This window comes from Photorhabdus antumapuensis, assembly GCF_020387775.1.
In the GTDB taxonomy this organism is placed as follows: Bacteria; Pseudomonadota; Gammaproteobacteria; order Enterobacterales; family Enterobacteriaceae; genus Photorhabdus; species Photorhabdus antumapuensis.
This window is the reverse complement of the sequence record NZ_JAHZMK010000024.1, coordinates 359492-381216: the sequence shown is the minus strand read 5'-3', so window position 1 is coordinate 381216 and position 21725 is coordinate 359492. Positions and strand designations below refer to the sequence as shown.

Here is a 21725-nt window from a genome sequence, read left to right as displayed (position 1 = left end):
ACCGCGACGTTAAGCAGTACAGTGGTAGCGATTGATGTACAAGTGTCTGCCAAAACGGCTACTCAGCAGACGCCGGTGAAGGTGGATAAAAAAGTCAGTTTTATCGGTCCTGATGAGCTTGCTTCTCTGACTGTTAGTCCAGATCACGTAACAGAAGGAGAAGGCGAGGGGCATACTTACACCTTTACTGCCACGGTAAAAGATTTTTCCGGGCAAGCGAAAAGCGGTGTTACGGTGGCTTGGAGTGCAACAAATAGTAAGGGAGTTACCATTACTGATAAAAACCTGGTTACTCAGGTAGTGGGTGATGGTAAAACAGATGCTGATGGGAAAGCTCAATACCAGATATATAGCAAAAGCGGCGGGTTTGTTGCTGTTATGGTAACGGCCAAAGTGAATGATTCATCTGTTGGCTCTAAGAATAAAACAGTGGAAATTAAGGCTAATGAGCAGGATGTTACTGGCTTCTTTATATTAGATTATGACCCTATGGATGGAAAAGGATATGGGCCTTTGGTTCCAAAAGAAAGAATGAATTTTGCTTGGCCAAAAATGACGTTTAAACCTGAGTATTTGCCTGGAGAAGCACATATAGCTGGTTATCCTGGAGTATATGACTCAAGTAATAGGAACGTAGTTGATGTGAATGGAGAGCATTTTCAAGTTAAAAAAGCAGGAACGGCTACATTAACTGCGACATTTACACACCCAAAATCTGGTCGGTATTTAAAATATGTTATTCCTGATGTGAAAATTGATCACTTTGTGATTTTTGATCCTGACCCGATAGGGCCGGGGGTTGGTTACCCTGACCTGAAAAGTCGTATTGACGAGAGTCAACCTTTACCTCGTTGTACAAGAGGAAATAGGATAAAGGAGAGTGATCTTGGTAGTTCAATTGATTATCTGGTTAATAATTTGAATTTGAATCTTCTTGAGAAGGGTTTATTAGGAGATCCACTGAGAGGGGTAAGTGCTGGGGGAATAACAATGGGAGGGCTACAAATAAATAACAAAAAAATTAAGGCTCATTTGTTGAATAAGAACAATTTAAATGCAGTGGCTTATGTGGTTTTATGTGAGGAGTAGGGAAGAAATAATAGGGAGTAAGCATTATTGTTGAAGCGCATTATTTTGATAGAAAATTAGGTGTTTGTTACTTATTGGTGTTTAATTCTAATATTAGGTTTAATGTGTTAACACTTACAGCAGATATAATTTCAGGAATGACGATTTTAGGAGAGTGTCCAGTTGACATTACTGTGACTTATAGTGAAAACATAGCCATGCTATCTTCTCGTTATTTTAAGAGATTCAGTCCCTAATGAGCGATCACATAGGTTTCTCATACATTAGCTGTAGCTAGAATTTTTACTCACCAAGGTCATTTAGAACTTGGATAGCGAGGGAAAAGCAATTATTTAATTATTCACTGAAATCAATATAGATGATGTTATTTATATGAATGTTTACGCTGATGGTATTGTGTGAGAGAAGTTAGATTAAGTATTTATTACTATTGATCCTAATACATTAATCAAGGAATATGTGGAGGTTGGAGTCAGTGTTATTCAGCTTGGTCAGGTGCTTTTTTCATATGTTGACTCATATGCTGATGGTTTCTGACTTAGTTTCTTGAATATGAGGAGGAAACACTGTATCCCACTTTATAATACCTTTTGGATAAAGAATAGATTGCTATTACAGTAATGACTAGAGTAAATGGTTTATTTATATGACAAACAGGAAGGAGGTAATAGAGAGTAAGCATCGTTGTATAAACGCATTATTTTGATAGAAAATTAAGTGTTTGTTACTGATTGGTGTTTAACTTTAATATGAGGTTTAATATGTCAACATTTACAGCAGATATAGTTTCAGGAGTAACGGTTTTAGAAGAGTGTCCGGTTGTTATCACTGTGACTTATTCAGGCGATGATACTCACAAAGTAACGGATTCGACTGACATAGTGTACGATAACCCGAAAAATACCAGTTTTGATGATATCCCTCGTATTTCAAGAGATATTGAGAAAAATACCTGTACTGCGAAATTTGTTGTTACTGCTACTTCTGGCGCCGGTGATTTCACCATAACATTTTCAATGGATCAGGCGACGGACCCCGATGCTAAATTGGAAATTGCATGTCATTCTATTGATAAAAATGGTTTTTCATATGCAGCGTTTGAACCTATCATTATTGGCGATTCGTTGATAAAAGACTTATCTCCGGCAGCAGATAATGAGCGACCTTCTAAATTTAATGGTAGCCTCCTCGTTAATCTATATGCGCTGAGTAAAACAAATGATCCGTTACCCTATTTTCAAATTCCTCTGGTAATTGATAATTTAGTACGTATTTTTGGGTATGATGGCGATCGACTTACGGAAGAAATATTTCCTTTTATTCAAGAATTAGATAACAACAAATACTATATTAATACGAATAATGAAGGTTTTGTTGCCTTAAAGATTTTTCCCAGTCAGGAGGAAACGGGGAACTATGTAGTTAATATGTTCACCGAATTGCAGGGTTTTTCAAGAAAATCTTCATCAAATATTTTGTTTATTACAGAAGACATTGCTCCAACTCTTGTGATGCCAGATATAGAAGAGCTGGATGGTGATAGATTAACGCCATCAACAGGATATAGCAGTACAGGTTTTCATGTGGGTATCCCGTTTTATGAAGGTGTTAGACCGAAAGATAGAATTTTCTTAATGATCAGAGAAGGTAATGACGAAACGCTAAGTGTGTCTGCTGTCATTACTGATCTGAATCAGTTGGATATACCATTTATTTTAGTTCCATATGCTAGTGTTCCAAATATTGGCAATAATGAGTTATACTATTACGTAGCTGATGTAATGGGAAACATAACTATGTCATCCTCTCTCTATTTTAATTTATCGAGGTCAGTACCAAATGTACCACCAGAGATTAAGCGTATATTAGCGAGACCTAGAATTTTTAATCATAGAACGCAGTTGGAATTTGTGTGGCCAGCTAAGATCAATCTTGATGGTATTTTAGGAGGGGGGATGGATGCCCATATTGCTGTGGGTGAAAACAGTGGAATAGAGGTAAATAATGTCATTAATGTACGTATTTACGTTAATGGTATTGTAAATGAGAATCCATCTTCGAAAATTTATTCTGTTGAACCTCATGCGGTAACTGCCGACGAAGTGGCGGCAGGAGAAGCTATTATTCCGCTTGGTCAGGGGCCTTTTACTAATGTAGACTCATATGGTGATGGTACGCCAGGTTCAGTTTATATCACTTACAGCGTAGGCCAAAAAGAATCTAAGATTTGGTTTGGATACCTTGATACTGTTCCACCTGGACAATAAGTTTAACTGATTGGGATTTTATTTATTTGTTGGAAAATGCTTACGCATTTTCCATTTTTTCGAACATATTTCTTATTTGTAAGCTGGCGATTTCTTTATTATATACTATAATGTTTTATTAATCGTTGTTATTTTATTTTCAACCAAGGAATCATGGAGCTAATGGTGACAGTATGAATAATGGTCAACATGGCGGAAAGTGATTTAACAATTACCGTAATTTTAACTCCAGATATATTGTAATTATATAGGGTATAGTTGGATATAAAGATTATGTTTCGAGTAGAGATTTATTGTTATTATATTAACGGCTAAAGTAAATAATTTATTTATGTGACAAACAGGAAGGAGGTAATAGATAGTAAGCATCGTTGTATAAACGCATTATTTTGATAGAAAATTAAGTGTTTGTTACTGATTGGTGTTTAACTTTAATATGAGGTTTCATATGTCGACACTTACAGCAGATATCGTTTCAGGAATAACGGTTTTAGAAGAATGCCCAGTTGTCATTACTGTGACTTATTTGGGTGATGAGACTCATAAAGTAACAGAAACAACCGGCATAGTTTACAGTGACCTACAAGATGCCAGTTTTGATGATACCCTCCGTATTTCAAGGGATGTCGAGAAAAATACTTGCACTGCAAAATTTGTTGTTACTGCTCATTCCAGTGCCAGTGATTTCACTGTAACATTTTCGATGGATAAGGCTACAGATCCCGATGCTAAATTAGAAATTACGTTTCATCCTATTGGTGGAAATGATTTTTCGTATTCAGCATTTGAACCTATCATTATTGGAAATTCGTTGATAAAAGATTTATCTCCAGCAGCAGATGATGATAAGCCTTCTGAATTTAATGGCAACTTCCTTGTTAATATATATGCGTTGGGTAAAAATAAAGAAGCGTTACCCTATTTTCAAATTCCTCTGGTAACGGATAGACCAGTGCGTATTTTTGGGATTAAGCAAGGAGAAATGACGGAAGAAATATTGCCTTTTATTAGCGGGAAAGATAATTATCAATATTATATTAATACGAATAGTGATGGTTTTGTTGCCTTAAGAGTTTTTCCTAAGAAATCTAAAGGGAACTATTCAGTGCGTATGCTTACAAAACTTCCATATTTTTTAAGAAACGCTTCATCAGGTATTTTGATGATTACACGGAATATTTACCCAACTCTTCCAGCTCTGGGAATTGAGGAGTTGGTTGGAGATAAATTAACACCACCGATAGGAAATAGGAATATAGGCTTTCATGTGATTATCCCATCTTATGAAGGTGCTAAACCACTTGATCAGATTTTCTTAATAATTGAAGAAGATGATAGACAAGTAGAAAGCCAGTCTGCTGTAATCACTGAGCTGTATCAGTTGGATATGCCATTTATTTTAGTTCCGTATGCCGGTGTTCCAAATACTGGCGATAATCGGTTATCTTATTATGTGGTTGATGCAACTGGAAATATCACTGTGTCACCAGCCCTCTATTTTAATTTAACGCGGTTAGTACCGAATGTACCACCAGAGATTGAGCGTACATTAGCGGTACCCAGAATTCTCACTCATAAAGATCAGGAAGAACTTGGACAAAAAGGCAGTATCAATCTTGAGAGTATTTTAGGTGGTGGGTTGGATGTGCATATTGTTATGGATAAAAAAAATGGAATAGATGTAGATAGTGTTATCAAGGTGAATGTTTACATTAATGGTATTGTAGATAAGAATCCGTCTTCGCAACTTTATTCTCCTAAGTCTCATACGGTAACTGCCGACGAAGCAGCGGCTGGAGAAACTATTATTCCGCTTGGTCAGGCGCTTTTTTCTGGTGTGGACTCGTATAGTGATGGGGGGCCAGGTTCAGTTTATATCACTTACAGTGTAGGCCAAAAGGAATCTAAGATTTGGTATGGACGTATTGATACTGTTCCACCTGGACAATAAATTTAACTGATTGAACTTTTTATTTGCTGGAAAATGCGTCAGCATTTTCCATTTTTCCGGCCATGTTGCTTGTTTGTGGACTGGCGATTTCTTTATTACATGAATATAATATTTAATTAATCGTCTTCATTCTATTTTTAACCAATGAATCACGAAATTAATGGTGACAATATGAATAATGGTAAACATGGCGAAAAATGATTGAACAATTACCGTAATCTTAACCACAGATATATTGTGACTATATAGTATGCTTGGATGTAAAGTTTATTCTCTGAGTGATGGATCTATTATTACATTAATGGATAAAGTAAATAATTTATTTATGTGAGAAGTAGAAAGGAGGTAATAGGTAGTAAGCATCATTGTAGAAGCGCATTATTCTGGTAAGAAAATTAGACGTTTGTTACTTATTGGTGTTTAACTTTAATATGAGGTTTAATATGTCGACACTTACAGCAGATATCGTTTCGGGAATAACGGTTTTAGAAGAGTGCCCAGTTGTCATTACTGTGACTTATTCAGGTGATGAGACTCATAAAGTCACGGAAACGACTGATATAGTGTACAGTCTCCCAAAAAATACTAGCTTTGATTGTAATCATGGTATTTTAAGGGATACCGAGAAAAATACCTGTGTTGCGAAATTTGTTGTTGCGGCTCATTCCGGTGCCAGTGATTTCACCATAATGTTTTCAATGGATAAGGCTACGGACCCAGATGCTAAATTGGAGATTGCGTTTCATCCTGTTGATAAAAATGGTTTTTCATATGCCGCGTTTGAACCGATAATTATTGGCGATTCGTTGATAAAAGACCTCTCTCCGGCAGAAGATGATGAACGACCTTCTGAATTTAATGGTAGCCTCCTAGTTCATTTATATGCGCTGAGTAAAACAGATGATCCGTTACCTTATTTTCAAATTCCCCTGGTAACAGATAAGCCAGTGAGAATTTTTGGTTATAATAGAAGGCAATCTACGACAGAAATATTGCCTTTTATTAGTGAAAATGGTAATCATCAATATTATATTAATACCAACAGCAGAGGTTTTGTTGCCTTAAGAGTTTTTCCTAAAAAATTTAAGGGTAACTATTCAGTACGTATGTTCACAAAACTGCCATATTTGTTAAGAAATGCTTCATCAAGCATTCTATTTATTACAGAAGATATTGTTCCAAATCTTCCTGCACCGAATATTGAAGAATTGGTTGGTGATAAATTAACACCACAGATAGGAAATAGCAGTACAGGTTTTCATGTTATTATTCCATCTTATTCAGGTGCTAAGCCACAAGATCAAGTTTTCTTAGTGATTAGAGAAGATAGTGAAGAAACTCAAAGTCAATCTGCTGTGATTTCTAATATGAATCAATTTGATATGCCATTTATTTTAGTTCCATATTCTAATATTCCAAATATTGGCGATAATGAATTATACTATTATGCGGCTGATACAATGGGAAACGTAACTATATCATCTTCCCTCTATTTTTATTTAACGAAGTCAGTACCGAATCAACCACCAGAGATTAGGCGTACATTAGCGGCACCTAGAATTTTCACTCATAAAGATCAGATCGAACTTAAACAGCGAGGTAAGATCAATCTTGTAAAAATTTTAGGGGGAGGGCTGGATGCGCGTATTGCTGTGGGTAAAAAAAATGGAATAGAGGTAGATAGTGTTATCAATGTGCGTATTTACGTTAATGGTGTTGTCAATCATAGTCCATCTTCAAAAATTTATTCTCTTGAACCTCATACGGTAACTGCCGACGAAGTGGCGGCAGGAGAGGCTATTATTCTGCTTGGTCAGGCACCTTTTACCGGTGTGGACTCATATGATGATGGACCAGGATTAGTTTATGTCACTTATAGTGCAAGTATAAAGAACTCCAAGATTTGGTTTGGACGCATTGATACGGTTCCACCTGGGCAATAAATTTAACTGATTGAGCATTTTCCATTTTCCCGGAGATGTTTCCCATTTGTAAACTGGCGATTTCTTTATTGCGTAACTATAATATTTTATTAAGCGTTATCATTTTATTTTCAATTAATAAATCATGGAGTTAATGGTGATAGTATGAATAATGGCATATCAAGTGTGATTATCACAGAAAACGCGGCGAAAAGTGATTTAACCGATTACCCTAATCTTAATCCCAAAAATATCGTGACTATATATGGTCTACCTGGGTATAAATTCTATGCTACGACATCTATCGGTGCTTTTATTGTAGACGATAACATTGATGTAGATCAGATCACATTGACGTTAGATGAGACTGGAAAAGGGCATTTTTATGTTCGTTCTCCGTTTGAACATAAAAATATTGAAAATAGTGAAGAATTTTCGGCTTTTGTGATGATTTACCCACAAGAGGATATCAATAAGGTCGTATCTTTTCCGCTTATTTTTGGTAATTATCGTCAGTCTGATGAAGCTATAGTATTTACCGCCTACAATTATACTACAGGCGCTCCGGCAGATGGGAAGACGCCTTGTTCGATATATCTTTTTATTGATCGTGAAAATAATGATGATATTAATCAAATCCGTATAAAAGTTAATAATAATGCACTTATCGATGGTTATAATAAAGACTGGGCAGATATTCTATTAAAGGAGGATGGTAGTGCGACAGTGAATGTGACTAGCAACACAGTAGGTAAAGTTAATGTTTTGCTAACCGCACCTGATTCAAATTCAGGGGATAAAGTCAATTTTGTTTTATCGTTCAGACCGATTCCAATGGGAGGTGAAATATGATTACCAATAACGACAATACATTTATTTTTTTATCGTCTCCAGAGTTGCCGCAAGCAGATAATGATGGTTTGATTGATGTTTCTGTTCAACAGAACCAAGATTTAATTATTAAAGTACCTTATCATGAGTGGCTAAGAATCGGGGATGTGATCGTGGTAAATGTTGGGGGGATTTTTTCTCGACCATATTATGTTCAGAATATTAATCTTGATTTTTTTACTGTAATTATTCCATTCTCTGAAATACCTGATGGTTGCTATAATGTGACTTATACATCAGTTGATGATTTCGAGAATGAAAATTTCTCTAAACCGGCTGTTATTAAAGTTATTAATTCTCCATCGATAAAATTATTACCATCAATTTATCCAGATTCAACATCTGGCGTTATTCACTATTCATCTCTTGTACAACATCATGGGTTAAATGTGCATATTAGTTATCAGCAGATGCAGAAAGGCGATAGCGTTGTATTCCACTGGCAAGGACATAATTTTAACTATGATCCGATTGCGAGGGCGGCCTGGGATGCACAGCCAATAACAGTCAGTGATGAGGATATTAAGAGGGGTTATGTTTCTTTAGTGGTGCCGGTGGAAAACGTTCTTTGTTTGGGTCAGGAAGGCGTGGGAACAGGGTATTATGAGGTTGGTAATACTATTTCTGCTCTAGGTTCAGTGATCTTGTCGCTAATGGATATGTCATCTGTCATCATGTCAATTAGTGAAGGTGCGCCGATATTATCTAATGAATATCCTAAAATAAACCCGAAAAATTTGGTTGCGGTTTATGGGCCGCCAGGAAAGAGGTTATTGGCCAGTGTTGAGTCGGGCAATATTGTTGAAGGGAATGGTGCAAAATATCAGTTTGCTCCCAATAGTTTTGGGTTGGCTTATTTCCATTTGCAATCTGAGACAACGGGTAGTTTTCGCTGTACTGTTTCTGCGGAGGGCGGGTCTGTAACACCGGGTGTAGGTCAGGCAATATTTAGTGAGTGGAGAGATGGCGGAGATATTATCAAAGCTTATGCATTTACCTCTGAAGTCCCTGCTGATGGCGTGAGTGTGTGTAGTGGTTATGTTATTGTGGACCGCACTGTCTATTCTGGCAAAAGATTACTTGTTCGTACTGACGGTTCAGCGATAATTTCAGGTTTTGGTGATAACGAGAGAGAGTTGCAGGTTGCAATTAGTAAGGATGGTTGTACAACTTTCCATATAACTAATACCAAAGCAGAAAAAAATAATGTGATAATAAGTTTATCCGATATTGATCAGTCGATTCAATTTTCTATTAATTTTAAATATTTTCCTTCTATTTAACGTAAGGAATATTGTTAATTAGCATAATATTATCAAGTGGAAATCATTTTGTTTTTTAACTTTAAATCGATGATAACATATATAAATATATGTGATAGTGATAAATTAGGAGAATAAAATGGATAACGAACAGGTACTAGAAAATTCTAAGACATTAAATTGGGTATCGAGTGAAAAAACCGAGACTGCGGATAAGTCTATACATATCGATATCAAAGTAATTCAAGATAATTATTTATTGCATGAAACGAATGTAATTTTCACGCTAGATAATGAATCTATGGCATTTAAAGATAATAATGATCGTAAAATTATAAAAAGTACAGGAGTAATGGGTAAGATATCAGTTGAAATAATCTCTACTGGTTCAACTCCGTGTCAAGGGAATGTATATGCTTGTTTGGAAGATGATGCTCAAATAAAAGCCTCTCCTCTCCAGATCGAGTTTACTGCTATTCCTGTGGCAACTCTTAATCTTGACTTAGAAAAAGATGATGCATGGGCTAATAGTACCGATGAGAATAGAGTAGTTGCAACTGCGTATGATAAGTCTGGTAACGGAATTAAAAGCCAAAAAATAACTTTCAATGTAAATGATTGGGCAACGGTATTTCCGTCTTCGGGTATAACAGATAAAGAGGGTAAAATAACGGCTTCAATACAATCTAGTGGTGCTGGGGCGGTGAGACTAATGGCACAAACGGAAGATATTGCAGAGGTTGCAATTATGCGTTTCACGGAGAATCCATATCGGTTAGAGATCACAAAATTTCCGGATGTGTTATCTTCATTTTCGAGCGGTATTATAGCTGGATATTTATATAAGAATGGCATAGGTGAGCCTAATGTAACCATAAAAGTATCTATGGGATCTTATCTGTTCCTGGATGATAAAGACAAAAATATGACTACCGATAAAAATGGATATTTTAGCTTTGGCGTTTATTCTACTTATTCTCAAGGGTATTCTCCTCGTCATATACCTGCTGTGAGTAGATCTTCATCGGTTGGTATAAGTTGTATTGTTGGACGGATATATAGTCAAAGGTGGATAGTATTAACTCCAGGGCTATATTAGGTGCTGGATATTTTTGGGGATACTAATTGCATGATTGCTCATTGAAAAATCAGAGAAGTTCACTATTTTTAGCCGTTATCATGCAGTTTGAAAATAAGATGATTTTTATTATATCGGTAGGGATCATTGAATAAAAATATATAACTTGGATGGAATTTTACAACTATCATTGTTATACATCAATATTTAGTTAAAAACCTGAACTTCTCTTTAAGTGAAGTTCAGGCTACCTAACTCATTATTTCTTCATGTCATTTCTCACAATGATTAAGGAATTGTTATTAAATCTCCTTTAGTTGTGATCGCGTCCGCAATGACCTTTTGTGAAATAGGGCTATACTATAAATAGGCTATATAGTTATATAGAGTCAATTAACGTTAGCTTTTGAATTTTTCGGTTCTTAGTGTTCACGAAGAGTGTGTATCCACGAAGAGTGTTGGAGGTAACAAATGAAACGTCAAAGTGCCTTCATTGTCGGCAATGTATTGATGGGTGTCGGTATGTTCACCATAGTGAGTAGCCTGGCTTATACATTATTGCCTCACATCTTCGGTTTTGGCTGGCCTGAGTTTTTATCTGAAGCAGCGCTATTGGGAGTTTTTATTGGTGCGCTTGTTTGGTTGGCTGGTGCCGGTGTGGGAGGCCGGGAAGGTGTGGCAGATCGTTACTGGTGGTTAAGAAACTATGATGAACGTTATCGTCGTGGTGATCATCGGTATCCATAACAAAAATAGAGTTATCGTAGTTTGTGCTAATGGAGAAGTATTATTATTCCAGATAAGCAGAAAACCCGTTGAAGCTTTTGTACAACGGGTTTTTTCTTAAATAGCGATATATACCCGTTATCTTTCAAGCTGCCTCTTTGTTGGCTGCACTCACTCACCCCGGTCACATAGTTATCTATGCTCCCGGGGATTCGCTCCCTTGCCGTCGCGATGCAACTCGAAATCTATTAGGTATATGAGTACAACTATTTATTAGTGCTCAAACATTGCAGAAATTGATTCTTCATTACTGATACGCCGGATCGCTTCAGCTAACATGCCGGACAGAGTGAGAGTACGAACCTTATTGAGCGCCTTGATCTCAGCAGATAATGGGATGGTGTCACAGACAACCACTTCATCAATCACCGAGTTTTTAATGTTGTCCACCGCATTGCCGGAGAAAATCGGGTGAGTGGCATAGGCAAAGACACGTTTTGCTCCGCGTTCTTTTAATGCTTCAGCCGCTTTGCATAAGGTGCCGCCGGTATCGATCATGTCATCGACCAGCACGCAGTCGCGGCCAGCGACATCACCGATAATATGCATCACCTGAGAAACGTTAGCGCGTGGGCGGCGTTTATCGATGATTGCCATATCGGTATCATTCAGCAGCTTAGCAATAGCACGTGCGCGGACAACCCCGCCAATATCCGGGGAAACAACGATAGGGTTTTCTAACTCTTTCTGTAGCATATCTTCCAGCAAAATTGGGCTGCCAAATACGTTATCAACTGGAACATCAAAGAAACCTTGGATCTGCTCAGCATGCAGATCAACAGTCAGTACGCGGTCTACACCGACACTGGACAGGAAGTCTGCAACCACTTTGGCGGTAATTGGCACACGGGCGGAACGGACTCGACGGTCCTGACGGGCATAACCGAAATAAGGGATTACTGCGGTAATACGTCCTGCGGAAGCACGACGCAGTGCATCAACCATAACGACTAATTCCATCAGGTTGTCGTTAGTCGGTGCACAAGTGGACTGGATGATGAAAATATCACCACCACGCACATTTTCGTTAACTTGCACGCTGACTTCACCATCGCTGAAACGGCCGACAGCAGCATCTCCAAGATTAGTGTATAGGCGGTTGGCAACACGTTGTGCTAGTTCCGGGATAGCGTTACCAGCAAAAAGCTTCATATCGGGCACGAGAAAAACCTCAGGCTTGCGTCCAGAGAGATATTGTTGACCAATGATAAATAACATATTTATTCATTGGTTCAATAACACGGGTATCCCAGAGCGAAAACTGTGCAAAGGTGAATTGTTAACGCCACGCGTAACAAAACCCTGCAACCACTCAGGGGCTTGATTTAACACCTTACGGGCCGATGCTTCTGATTCAAACTCACTGAATACACATGCACCGGTTCCGGTCAGGCGTGACGGCGCGTATTCTAGCAGCCATGAAAGAAGCTGTTCAACCTTACGGAAACGTTTTCTTACAAGAGATTCACAATCATTCACGTACGGAGCCTTTAATAATGCGGCCAGAGGGCGAATTGGCGTATCACGTTTTAATTCTGGATCTGTGAAGACGCGCAGAGTTGAGATTTCAATACCAGGATGCGCAACCAGATACCACTTTTCTTCCGGCTCTGCTATGTGCAGGATTTCACCAATACCTTCTGCGAATGCGGCATGCCCTTTGACAAAGATGGGCACATCAGCACCAAGATTCACGCCGAGGGCCGCCAGTGTTTCGTCTGTGAAACCGGTTTGCCAGTGATAATTCAGAGCAATGAGTACGGTAGCGGCATTGGATGAACCTCCGCCTAACCCGCCGCCCATTGGCAGACGTTTGTTGATATGAATATCAGCACCTTTATGAGCAATACCCGTATGGTGTTTGTCGCTGTAGGATTGCAAGAGACGTGCTGCGCGAACAATCAGGTTGTTATCGTGTTCCACACCCTCTACCGGTGTCAGTAAACGGATTTCATTATCCTGACGAGGGGTAATCGTAATTTCATCACCATAATTAAGAAATTGAAATAGCGTTTGTAACTGGTGGTAACCGTCAGCGCGACGACCGGTGATATAGAGAAATAGGTTAAGTTTTGCCGGTGAGGGCCAAGTTAATGTCATTATTTTGTGGTCCAGTTATCCATTTTCAGTTTGATGCGGCGATCACCCTGAATCAGTTCCAGACGGTTGGGAAGGGCGGGGGTTGTTGAGGTATCGTAGGATTGATAATTAACCTGCCATGTCGCGCCATTTTGCTGATAATTGACGGTTTTCAATAGATAGCTAGCATCCAGTTTAAAGTTTTTGGCATCACCGGGAAGACCCGTGATCCAATGCCGCAGATTATCTAGTGGAATATCCATATTGGTGAACTGATAAATTATCTCTTCGGGGTTATCGCTAAAATATTTTTTACCTTGGCTATCGGTTAATTGCGTTATGCTTGGTTGAACGATCAGCTCTAATTCAGTGCTGCCTAGTGGGTTAGTCAGTAATAAACGGTAGCGTTCAGGATGATATTGTTGCCAGAAAAAGCGGGCATAAACTTTTTTCTCATTAGACAGATAGGCAAAAGATCCACGTGTTTGATATTGATTTAATTGCTGTAGCTGTTGGGTACGTGCTCGCCATTGGGGAGAATCCGCTGAACCGGATCCACCAGGTTGCGTTAATGTACAGGCGGTCAACAGCACACAAGAGAGTGGCAGCAGACGGAATAGTGATAATTTTTGCATTGGCTTCATCGGCAATCCCTGTTTAATAACGTGAAAACTTTTACCTCACTTAATAATGAAGAATGAAGTATTAATCCAGTTAAATTTCAAAAAAATGTTCTGAATAATGATATCAGACACTGCTGATTGTCTTTTATTGATCTGAGGTATCAAGTAGAATGCACAGCTTATAAGAGTCCTTATTAAGGGTGATGATTTCATCAAAACAAGATGTTTTTTACGATGAACTGCCTTCCTGCTGATAATTCAATATGACTTTGTTAGCACTTGGTATCAACCATAAAACCGCTCCTGTATCCCTGCGTGAACGGGTGACTTTTTCACCGGACACTATCAGTGAAGCACTCGACAACCTTCTCCAGCAACCCTTGGTGAGGGGGGGAGTTTTATTGTCAACGTGTAACCGTACGGAGCTTTATCTCAGCGTGGAACAGCAGGATAATCTGTATGAACAGTTAATTGGCTGGTTGTGTGAATACCATCAACTCAATCCCAAAGAGCTAAAATCCAGTATTTACTGGCATTGTGATAATGAAGCTGTGAGCCACTTGATGAGAGTGGCGAGTGGGCTGGATTCGTTGGTACTTGGAGAACCTCAGATTCTTGGGCAAGTGAAGAAAGCATTTGCCGAGTCGCAGCACAGCCACTCTTTATCGAGTGAACTGGAGCGATTGTTTCAGAAATCATTTTCTGTTGCCAAGCGCATCAGAACGGAAACGGAGATTGGTTCGAATGCGGTTTCTGTTGCATTTGCCGCTTGTACCCTGGCGCGGCAGATTTTTGAATCACTTTCTGAACTGAATATTTTGCTGGTAGGTGCCGGAGAAACAATTGAGCTAGCTGCTCGTCATTTGAAAGAGCATCGTGTGCACCATATGATGATTGCTAACAGGACGAAAGAGAAGGCACAGGTATTGGCTGATGAAGTTCAGGCGGAAGTGATCACCTTGCCTGAAATTGACATACGTTTAGCTGAAGCTGATATTGTTATCAGTTCGACTGCCAGCCCTTTGCCTATTATTGGTAAAGGAATGGTTGAACGTGCATTAAAGTTACGCCGTAACCAACCAATGTTGCTCATTGACATTGCGGTTCCTCGTGATATAGAGCCTGATGTGGAAAAACTCAATAATGTCTATCTCTACAGTGTTGATGATTTGCAGGCAATTATTCAGCAGAATCTTGCGCAGCGCAAAGCAGCGGCGGTTCAGGCTGAATGTATTGTTCAGCAGGAAAGCCGTTATTTCATGGACTGGTTGCGTTCGCAGGGCGCGGTAAATTCAATCCGTGAGTATCGTAATCAGGCGGAACAGGTGCGGGCTGAGATGGCAGCTAGGGCACTGACTGCTATCAATCAGGGGGCTGACGTAGAACAGGCAATCAATCAATTGACTTATCAATTGATGAACCGCCTGATACATGCTCCTACCAAATCACTCCAGCAAGCAGCCAGTAATGGTGACCTGGAGCGTCTTAATTTATTACGTGACAGCCTGGGGCTGGAACATAATTAACCATATCTCGGAAATAGGGTCTGAAACCAAGAATGAAGCCTTCTATTGTTGCTAAATTGGAAGCATTGCAAGAACGTCACGAGGAAGTTTTGGCTCATCTCGGTGATGCCGATGTGATTGCTGATCAGGAACGTTTTCGTGCTTTGTCGCGGGAATATGCTCAACTGACTGATGTGACGAACTGTTTTAAGGTCTGGCGTGCTGTTCAGGATGATCTTAAAGCAGCCGAAATCATGCTTGATGACCCTGAAATGCGGGAGATGGCACAGGAAGAGATCAGGGACGCCAAGGTCCGCAATGAAGAATTAGAGCGGCAGCTACAATTGTTGCTGTTGCCGAAAGATCCTGATGATGAGCGTAACTGTTTTCTTGAAGTACGCGCGGGAACCGGTGGTGATGAAGCGGCTATTTTCGCCGGGGATCTGTTTCGTATGTACAGCCGTTATGCTGAATCCCGTCGTTGGAAAGTTGAGGTCATCAGTGCTAACGATGGTGAGCATGGTGGCTATAAGGAAATTATTGCTAAAGTTTCCGGTGACCAGGTTTATGGTCATTTAAAATTTGAATCGGGCGGTCATCGTGTTCAACGTGTACCGGAAACCGAATCACAAGGGCGTATTCACACTTCTGCTTGTACTGTGGCGGTTTTGCCGGAGGTCCCGGAAGCCGAGTTGCCCGACATCAGCCCAAATGATTTGCGTATTGATACGTTTCGTTCGTCTGGTGCGGGTGGTCAGCACGTCAATACCACGGATTCCGCCATCCGTATCACGCATATTCCAACCGGTATTGTGGTTGAGTGTCAGGATGAGCGCTCTCAGCATAAAAACAAAGCCAAAGCGATGTCCGTATTGGCAGCGCGTATTCATGCTGCTGAAGTTCGTAAGCGTCGAGAAGCCGAGGCTTCTGAGCGTCGTAACTTATTAGGCTCCGGTGACCGTTCAGATCGCAACCGCACTTACAATTTTCCACAAGGGCGAGTGACGGATCACCGTATTAACTTGACGTTATACCGCCTTGATGAAGTGATGGAAGGCAAATTGGATATGCTTGTTCAGCCGATCGTTAATGAGTATCAGGCTGATCTATTATCAGCTTTGTCAGAGCAGGATTGATGGATTATCAATCTTGGCTTAAACAAGCCACAATACAGTTATCGGCAAGTGACACTCCTAAACGAGATGCAGAAATTTTGTTGGGGTTTGTCACTCACCATTCCCGAACTTACATACTGGCATTCGGTGAAACTCAGCTAGCTTCGGAGCAGTTCAGCCAGCTTGAGGCTTTACTCGCTCGCCGGGTAAAAGGTGAACCTATTGCCTACATCACGGGTGAGCGTGAATTCTGGTCGTTGCCATTAAATGTTTCTCCCGCTACGTTAATCCCGCGTCCTGACACAGAATGTCTGGTAGAAAAAGCGCTTGAACGGCTATCGCTGACACCTTGCCATATTCTGGATTTGGGAACGGGAACCGGCGCAATTGCATTGGCAATCGCTAGTGAGCGCCTTGATTGCCGGGTTACCGGGGTTGATATCAATCCTGATGCGGTCATGCTGGCGCGGGGCAATGCGGAAAAACTCAAAATCCAAAATGTGGATTTTTTGTTAAGCAATTGGTTCTCTTCGTTGGATAATCAACAGTTTAGTATGATTGTCAGTAATCCGCCTTACATAGATGAAACCGATCCACATCTATCTCAGGGCGATGTTCGGTTTGAGCCAGATAGTGCATTAATTGCGGCAAAACAGGGAATTGCTGATCTGAATACCATCATTGATCTATCTCGCCATTTTTTGTTACCTGGTGGATGGTTGTTATTGGAACATGGTTGGAAACAGGGAAATGTTGTAAGAAGCCTGTTTTCTGAAAGTGGTTATCGGCAGGTGGCTACTTTTCAGGATTATGGCGGTAATGAGCGAATAACACTGGGTCAGTGGAAAAGTGATGAAAGCCATAGCTGATTATGAATTTAATAATGCATCGTTAAGTAGCGGTATCCTGTTAATTTCCAGAACCTTGCGTTCTGATTTTCCTCAGCATTCAGTGGAAATGCAGCTTCAAGCATTGATTGATGAAGCCAGACGCGAAATATCTCCGCAGCTAAATATAGAAGAACGGTTGGAAAAATTACTGAGGCTTTTTTATCAAAGCTGGAAATTCGGCGGTGCCAGTGGTGTTTATTGTCTGTCAGATACATTATGGCTAGATAAAGTACTGCAAAGCCGCCAAGGTTCCTCTGCTGTTTTAGGGGTAATTCTTATCCATATTGCTCAGGCTTTAGAACTGTCATTTATGCCGGTTGTTTTTCCAACACAGTTGATTTTGCGTGTTGATTATCCAGATAACACGGCGAAGTTTATTAATCCACTCAATGGCGAAGCGTTAAGTGAATATGTGCTTGATGTGTGGCTTAAAGGTAATATTAGCCAGACGGCTAAATTAGCAGCCGATGATTTGCAAGGATCTGATAACGCCAGCATTGTACGTAAAGTGCTGGATACAATAAAAGTCGCATTAATGGATGAAGGACAAATGGAATTGGCGCTGAGGACGAGTGAAGCGGTGCTGATGTTTGATCCCGATAACCCCTATGAAATACGTGATAGGGGGCTGATTTATGCGGAACTTGATTGTAATCATGTTGCGGTTTCTGATTTAAATTATTTTGTGGAGCACTGCCCGGAGGACCCGGTGGCAGAAATGATCAGAATGCAGATATACGCCATTAAGCAGCAATGCATTGTTTTACATTGAAATACTGTTTTACATTGAGATACTGTTTTGCATTGACAATATTATTTTGCACTAAATAGTGCACTGCACTGATTTATCTCATTAATTTATTGGTCCCTAACGGAAGGTATAAGTATGCAACAGAAAGTGGTTCATATTGGTGATATCAAGGTCGCGAATGATCTGCCGTTTGTTCTCTTTGGTGGTATGAATGTCCTTGAGTCACGGGATTTGGCCATGAGTATTTGTGAGCACTATGTGACAGTGACACAAAAATTGGGCATTCCTTATGTTTTCAAAGCCTCCTTTGATAAAGCAAACCGATCATCAATTCACTCTTACCGTGGCCCCGGTCTGGAAGAGGGGATGAAGATTTTTCAGGAACTGAAACAAACTTTCGGTGTGAAAATTATCACGGATGTGCATGAACCGGCACAGGCGCAACCGGTGGCGGAAGTGGTTGATGTCATCCAACTGCCAGCATTTCTGGCGCGTCAAACTGATTTAGTTGAGACGATGGCGCGTACCGGCGCGGTGATTAACGTTAAAAAACCCCAGTTTATCAGCCCAGGGCAGATGGGGAATATTGTGGAAAAATTCAAAGAAGGCGGTAACGATCAGGTGATCTTGTGTGACCGTGGCAGCAACTTTGGTTATGACAATTTGGTGGTGGATATGTTGGGCTTCAATGTTATGGCCCAGGCAACAGGGGGACATCCGGTAATTTTTGATGTCACTCATTCACTACAATGCCGCGATCCATTGGGTGCTGCGTCTGGTGGTCGTCGTGCTCAGGTTGCTGAACTGGCGCGTGCGGGAATGGCAGTCGGTATTGCGGGCCTGTTCCTTGAAGCTCATCCTGATCCTGCGAATGCGAGGTGTGATGGCCCATCAGCCTTGCCGTTGGCAAAACTTGAGCCATTCTTGAGCCAGATGAAAGCGATTGATGATGTGGTGAAAAACTTCCCTCAACTGGATACCAGTAAATAAAGAAGCTTTCTGATGGTGTGACATCAAATGATGAAGAGATTTGGCGCTGGTTTACAGCGCCATTAATTATGAGAAAAAAGTTATTGGAAACAGGGCGAGCAAGCTTTTGTCTGACAATTTCAGCTATCCATTTTGCCATTGAAATTTAACTCTTCCATTGCTCGTGGCAATGTCGCATGGAAGCTAAGGTGATTTTCAACCAATGGGATTCTGGCTCTGGCCAATGTTTTTAAAGGCTGGAATGGAATATCACAAACAGCAATATATTTATCCTTACCCACTTCATCAATAAAACGTTGGAAAGCGTGCAGCCCACCGGCATCTAGCACAGGAACGGCATCCCATTGCATGAGAATTGTCTGATAACTGGCGCTTTCTTCCTTTAATTCGGTGAAGATACGTTCAGCGGCGGCAAAGAATAGCGGGCCATTGATACGAACAACCAGCAGAGCTTTATCGACATTTGTTTGTGGCAATTGACTGATGCGAGTCATATTAGCTATTCGACGCATAAACAGCAGTGAAGCTAATACGATACCAATCGTAATGGCGATAACCATATCAAACAGTACGGTGAGCGACATGCAAAGTACCAGCACAATAATGTCATCCTTGGGTGCGCGGCGCATTAGATCGATAACTTTATGTATTTCACTCATATTCCAGGCGACCATGAGCAACAAGGCGGACATAGCGGCCAGAGGAAGATAGGAGAGCATGGGGGCCAATGCCAGTAAAGTCAATAAAACGAGCAGAGAGTGAACAATGGCTGAAACTGGTGATGTTGCGCCGGCCCTGATATTGGCGGCTGAGCGGGCGATTGCGGCGGTAGCTGTAATACCCCCGAAGAATGGTACGGCAATATTTCCCAATCCTTGACCAATCAATTCACTGTTTGAGTGATGCTTTTTACCGGTCATACCATCCAAAACCACGGCACAAAGCAGTGATTCAATGGCGCCTAACATTGCCATTGAAAAGGCGGCGGGTAATAGAGCTGAAACTGTTGACCAACTTATATCAACCTGATGAGCATCCATATCAGGTAAATGCCACGGTAAAACAAATTGCGGTAGGATGGGTGGGATACCTTGCCCTTGTGTACCGTCATTCAATATATAACTAAATTCAGAACCAATGGTAGCAACATGTTGATCGAATAAGTTCATGATCCCCATCACAGCAGTTCCTGCAATTAAAGCGGGAAGATGCCCGGGTAATTTCAGCCCGAGCTTAGGCCAGTAAATTAGAATGGCAAGTGTCGTCAGGCCAATCAGCGTATCACTCAAACACAGTGTTGGCAGTGCTTGAAACAGAGCAGCAACCTTATTGATATAATTCTCTGGCATATGTTCCAATTGCAGACCAAAAAAATCTTTTACTTGCATAGTTGCGATAGTTATCGCGATCCCAGAAGTAAAACCGAGTGTTACGGGGAGTGGAATATATTCGATCAATTTACCAATACGGGCTAATCCCATCACCAGCAAAATAATGCCTGACATTAATGTTGCAATGAGCAACCCACTCAGACCAAATTGTTGAGAGACCGGATAAAGAATGACAACGAAAGCGGCGGTAGGGCCGGAAACACTATAGCGTGAGCCGCCAGTTATCGCGATAACTATCCCGGCGATAGCGGCGGTATAAAGCCCATATTGTGGCGCGACACCACTCCCGATTGCTAGCGCCATAGCGAGTGGGATGGCGATAATACCGACAGTAATACCAGCGATAATATCTTTAGTTAAACGAGCAAAAGAGTAGGGTTCTTTCCAACAAGCATCAATTACAGCACTAAACGGCCGTATGCCGTTCATTCTACGAGTTTTCATCTGTGCATAAACCAAAAATATAGAGGGAAAAAGTAATAAGGTCGTTACAGCCAAATTGCAAGACTAAATTACAAGACCAAATTACAAGAATAGTGCTTTTAGTTCAAAACGATAGCGCCATAGATCAAATTTAATGTTAATAGCTTAACGGCAGGAAAGTGAAAAGTAAAAGGGAGAATAGCGTTATTATCATTGGAAAATATACTGAAATCGATTCTATTAAGTATCTATTCTTATTGGTGGATATTATTGAATTAACTCCGCAAACAATCTAATTAATATTTTAAAACTTGGAGATATATATTTGTTCTATTGATTATAGAATTATAATATTTTATTTTTATAATGAATTAACAGAGTTGATTACAATTTTTAATTGTTATTGTTAGAAAGTTAAATAATTAATTATGCATTCACCACATGTATTGATTATGACTGGATTAAATTAGCTGTATTGAATGTTTTTACGCATGATGTTTTTTATTTAATTTTTGGATGTAATTTAATCAATGCTTTGATATCGCTTAAATATTAGATTAATAATTTGACATATATAAGAACTCACCCTATTATTTAGGATGACTCATAGAACTAGATGGAACAAATGAGTTGAAAATAGGTAAGTTAAAAATATATACGTTGATAATATATAAGTTAAAAATGTTTTCTTGTTTATACCTAATAGATTTCG

The 21725-nt window shown here is 40.1% G+C and carries 16 protein-coding genes and 1 pseudogene; 13 read left to right on the top strand and 4 right to left on the bottom strand.

Annotation, left to right across the window (positions count from 1 at the left end; genetic code table 11):
* From KZ793_RS11405 to ychH, 8 genes and pseudogenes are all read left to right on the top strand, one after another.
* A pseudogene (locus KZ793_RS11405) lies at nucleotides 1-1089 on the top strand (inverse autotransporter beta domain-containing protein); the annotation flags it as partial.
* A gap of 761 nt (nucleotides 1090-1850) precedes the next feature.
* Nucleotides 1851-3356: a hypothetical protein gene (locus tag KZ793_RS11400; RefSeq protein WP_225815436.1), complete on the top strand. Its 1506-nt coding sequence runs from the start codon at nucleotides 1851-1853 to the stop codon at nucleotides 3354-3356.
* A 448-nt stretch (nucleotides 3357-3804) separates the two neighbouring features.
* Nucleotides 3805-5307: a hypothetical protein gene (locus KZ793_RS11395; RefSeq protein ID WP_225815435.1), complete on the top strand. Its 1503-nt coding sequence runs from the start codon at nucleotides 3805-3807 to the stop codon at nucleotides 5305-5307.
* A gap of 443 nt (nucleotides 5308-5750) precedes the next feature.
* Nucleotides 5751-7250, top strand: coding sequence for a hypothetical protein (locus tag KZ793_RS11390; protein ID WP_225815434.1), 1500 nt, complete (start codon nucleotides 5751-5753; stop codon nucleotides 7248-7250).
* A gap of 144 nt (nucleotides 7251-7394) precedes the next feature.
* Entirely contained in the window at nucleotides 7395-8081 is a 687-nt protein-coding gene (locus KZ793_RS11385) for a hypothetical protein (protein ID WP_225815433.1), read from the top strand.
* On the top strand, nucleotides 8078-9403 hold the full coding sequence (locus KZ793_RS11380) for a hypothetical protein (protein ID WP_225815432.1): 1326 nt from the start codon (nucleotides 8078-8080) through the stop codon (nucleotides 9401-9403). The genes KZ793_RS11385 and KZ793_RS11380 overlap by 4 nt, the downstream gene beginning before the upstream one ends.
* Nucleotides 9404-9521: 118 nt before the next feature.
* The gene (locus KZ793_RS11375) at nucleotides 9522-10481 is read left to right on the top strand and encodes an Ig-like domain-containing protein (protein WP_225815431.1); all 960 of its coding nucleotides are present in this window, start codon (nucleotides 9522-9524) and stop codon (nucleotides 10479-10481) included.
* Nucleotides 10482-10931: 450 nt separating this feature from the next.
* Nucleotides 10932-11207 carry a stress-induced protein YchH gene (gene ychH, locus KZ793_RS11370; protein WP_036778679.1) on the top strand — a complete coding sequence of 92 codons (276 nt, stop codon included), beginning with the start codon at nucleotides 10932-10934 and terminating at the stop codon, nucleotides 11205-11207.
* A 252-nt stretch (nucleotides 11208-11459) separates the two neighbouring features.
* On the opposite strand, the gene prs is transcribed toward ychH, so the two are convergent.
* The 3 genes from prs to lolB all read right to left on the bottom strand — a co-directional run bounded on the left by prs (nucleotide 11460) and on the right by lolB (nucleotide 13969).
* Nucleotides 11460-12407 (bottom strand): ribose-phosphate diphosphokinase, encoded by a 948-nt coding sequence (prs, locus tag KZ793_RS11365; RefSeq protein WP_011146321.1) that lies wholly within the window; start codon nucleotides 12405-12407, stop codon nucleotides 11460-11462.
* A gap of 63 nt (nucleotides 12408-12470) precedes the next feature.
* On the bottom strand, nucleotides 12471-13346 hold the full coding sequence (gene ispE, locus KZ793_RS11360; RefSeq protein WP_225815430.1) for a 4-(cytidine 5'-diphospho)-2-C-methyl-D-erythritol kinase: 876 nt from the start codon (nucleotides 13344-13346) through the stop codon (nucleotides 12471-12473).
* On the bottom strand, nucleotides 13346-13969 hold the full coding sequence (gene lolB / locus KZ793_RS11355; RefSeq protein ID WP_225815429.1) for a lipoprotein insertase outer membrane protein LolB: 624 nt from the start codon (nucleotides 13967-13969) through the stop codon (nucleotides 13346-13348). The genes ispE and lolB overlap by 1 nt, the downstream gene beginning before the upstream one ends.
* Nucleotides 13970-14211: 242 nt before the next feature.
* Between lolB and hemA the strand changes: the two genes are divergently transcribed.
* The 5 genes from hemA (at nucleotide 14212) to kdsA (ending at nucleotide 19199) form a co-directional block, all read left to right on the top strand.
* Nucleotides 14212-15474: a glutamyl-tRNA reductase gene (hemA, locus tag KZ793_RS11350; protein WP_225815428.1), complete on the top strand. Its 1263-nt coding sequence runs from the start codon at nucleotides 14212-14214 to the stop codon at nucleotides 15472-15474.
* Nucleotides 15475-15506: 32 nt separating this feature from the next.
* A complete protein-coding gene (gene prfA / locus KZ793_RS11345) occupies nucleotides 15507-16589 on the top strand; it encodes a peptide chain release factor 1 (protein ID WP_225815427.1) in 1083 nt (360 codons plus the stop codon).
* A complete protein-coding gene (gene prmC / locus KZ793_RS11340) occupies nucleotides 16589-17437 on the top strand; it encodes a peptide chain release factor N(5)-glutamine methyltransferase (protein WP_225815426.1) in 849 nt (282 codons plus the stop codon). The genes prfA and prmC overlap by 1 nt, the downstream gene beginning before the upstream one ends.
* On the top strand, nucleotides 17421-18230 hold the full coding sequence (gene sirB1 / locus KZ793_RS11335; RefSeq protein WP_225815425.1) for an invasion regulator SirB1: 810 nt from the start codon (nucleotides 17421-17423) through the stop codon (nucleotides 18228-18230). Before prmC ends, sirB1 begins: the two co-directional genes overlap by 17 nt.
* A 114-nt stretch (nucleotides 18231-18344) precedes the next feature.
* A complete protein-coding gene (kdsA, locus tag KZ793_RS11330) occupies nucleotides 18345-19199 on the top strand; it encodes a 3-deoxy-8-phosphooctulonate synthase (protein ID WP_225815424.1) in 855 nt (284 codons plus the stop codon).
* A 119-nt stretch (nucleotides 19200-19318) separates the two neighbouring features.
* On the opposite strand, the gene dauA is transcribed toward kdsA, so the two are convergent.
* A complete protein-coding gene (dauA, locus tag KZ793_RS11325) occupies nucleotides 19319-21034 on the bottom strand; it encodes a C4-dicarboxylic acid transporter DauA (RefSeq protein WP_225815423.1) in 1716 nt (571 codons plus the stop codon).
* Nucleotides 21035-21725: the final 691 nt, after the last annotated feature.

Excerpts from the sequence above, each read along its gene's own strand:
- KZ793_RS11380 (WP_225815432.1), top strand. The coding sequence starts at position 8,078 with ATGATTACCAATAACGACAATACATTTATTTTTTTATCGTCTCCAGAG.
- hemA (WP_225815428.1), top strand. The coding sequence starts at position 14,212 with ATGACTTTGTTAGCACTTGGTATCAACCATAAAACCGCTCCTGTATCC.
- lolB (WP_225815429.1), bottom strand. The coding sequence starts at position 13,969 with ATGAAGCCAATGCAAAAATTATCACTATTCCGTCTGCTGCCACTCTCT.
- KZ793_RS11395 (WP_225815435.1), top strand. The coding sequence starts at position 3,805 with ATGTCGACACTTACAGCAGATATCGTTTCAGGAATAACGGTTTTAGAA.
- ispE (WP_225815430.1), bottom strand. The coding sequence starts at position 13,346 with ATGACATTAACTTGGCCCTCACCGGCAAAACTTAACCTATTTCTCTAT.
- prfA (WP_225815427.1), top strand. The coding sequence starts at position 15,507 with ATGAAGCCTTCTATTGTTGCTAAATTGGAAGCATTGCAAGAACGTCAC.
- dauA (WP_225815423.1), bottom strand. The coding sequence starts at position 21,034 with ATGAAAACTCGTAGAATGAACGGCATACGGCCGTTTAGTGCTGTAATT.
- sirB1 (WP_225815425.1), top strand. The coding sequence starts at position 17,421 with ATGAAAGCCATAGCTGATTATGAATTTAATAATGCATCGTTAAGTAGC.
- prmC (WP_225815426.1), top strand. The coding sequence starts at position 16,589 with ATGGATTATCAATCTTGGCTTAAACAAGCCACAATACAGTTATCGGCA.
- kdsA (WP_225815424.1), top strand. The coding sequence starts at position 18,345 with ATGCAACAGAAAGTGGTTCATATTGGTGATATCAAGGTCGCGAATGAT.
- ychH (WP_036778679.1), top strand. The coding sequence starts at position 10,932 with ATGAAACGTCAAAGTGCCTTCATTGTCGGCAATGTATTGATGGGTGTC.
- KZ793_RS11400 (WP_225815436.1), top strand. The coding sequence starts at position 1,851 with ATGTCAACATTTACAGCAGATATAGTTTCAGGAGTAACGGTTTTAGAA.
- KZ793_RS11385 (WP_225815433.1), top strand. The coding sequence starts at position 7,395 with ATGAATAATGGCATATCAAGTGTGATTATCACAGAAAACGCGGCGAAA.
- KZ793_RS11390 (WP_225815434.1), top strand. The coding sequence starts at position 5,751 with ATGTCGACACTTACAGCAGATATCGTTTCGGGAATAACGGTTTTAGAA.
- KZ793_RS11375 (WP_225815431.1), top strand. The coding sequence starts at position 9,522 with ATGGATAACGAACAGGTACTAGAAAATTCTAAGACATTAAATTGGGTA.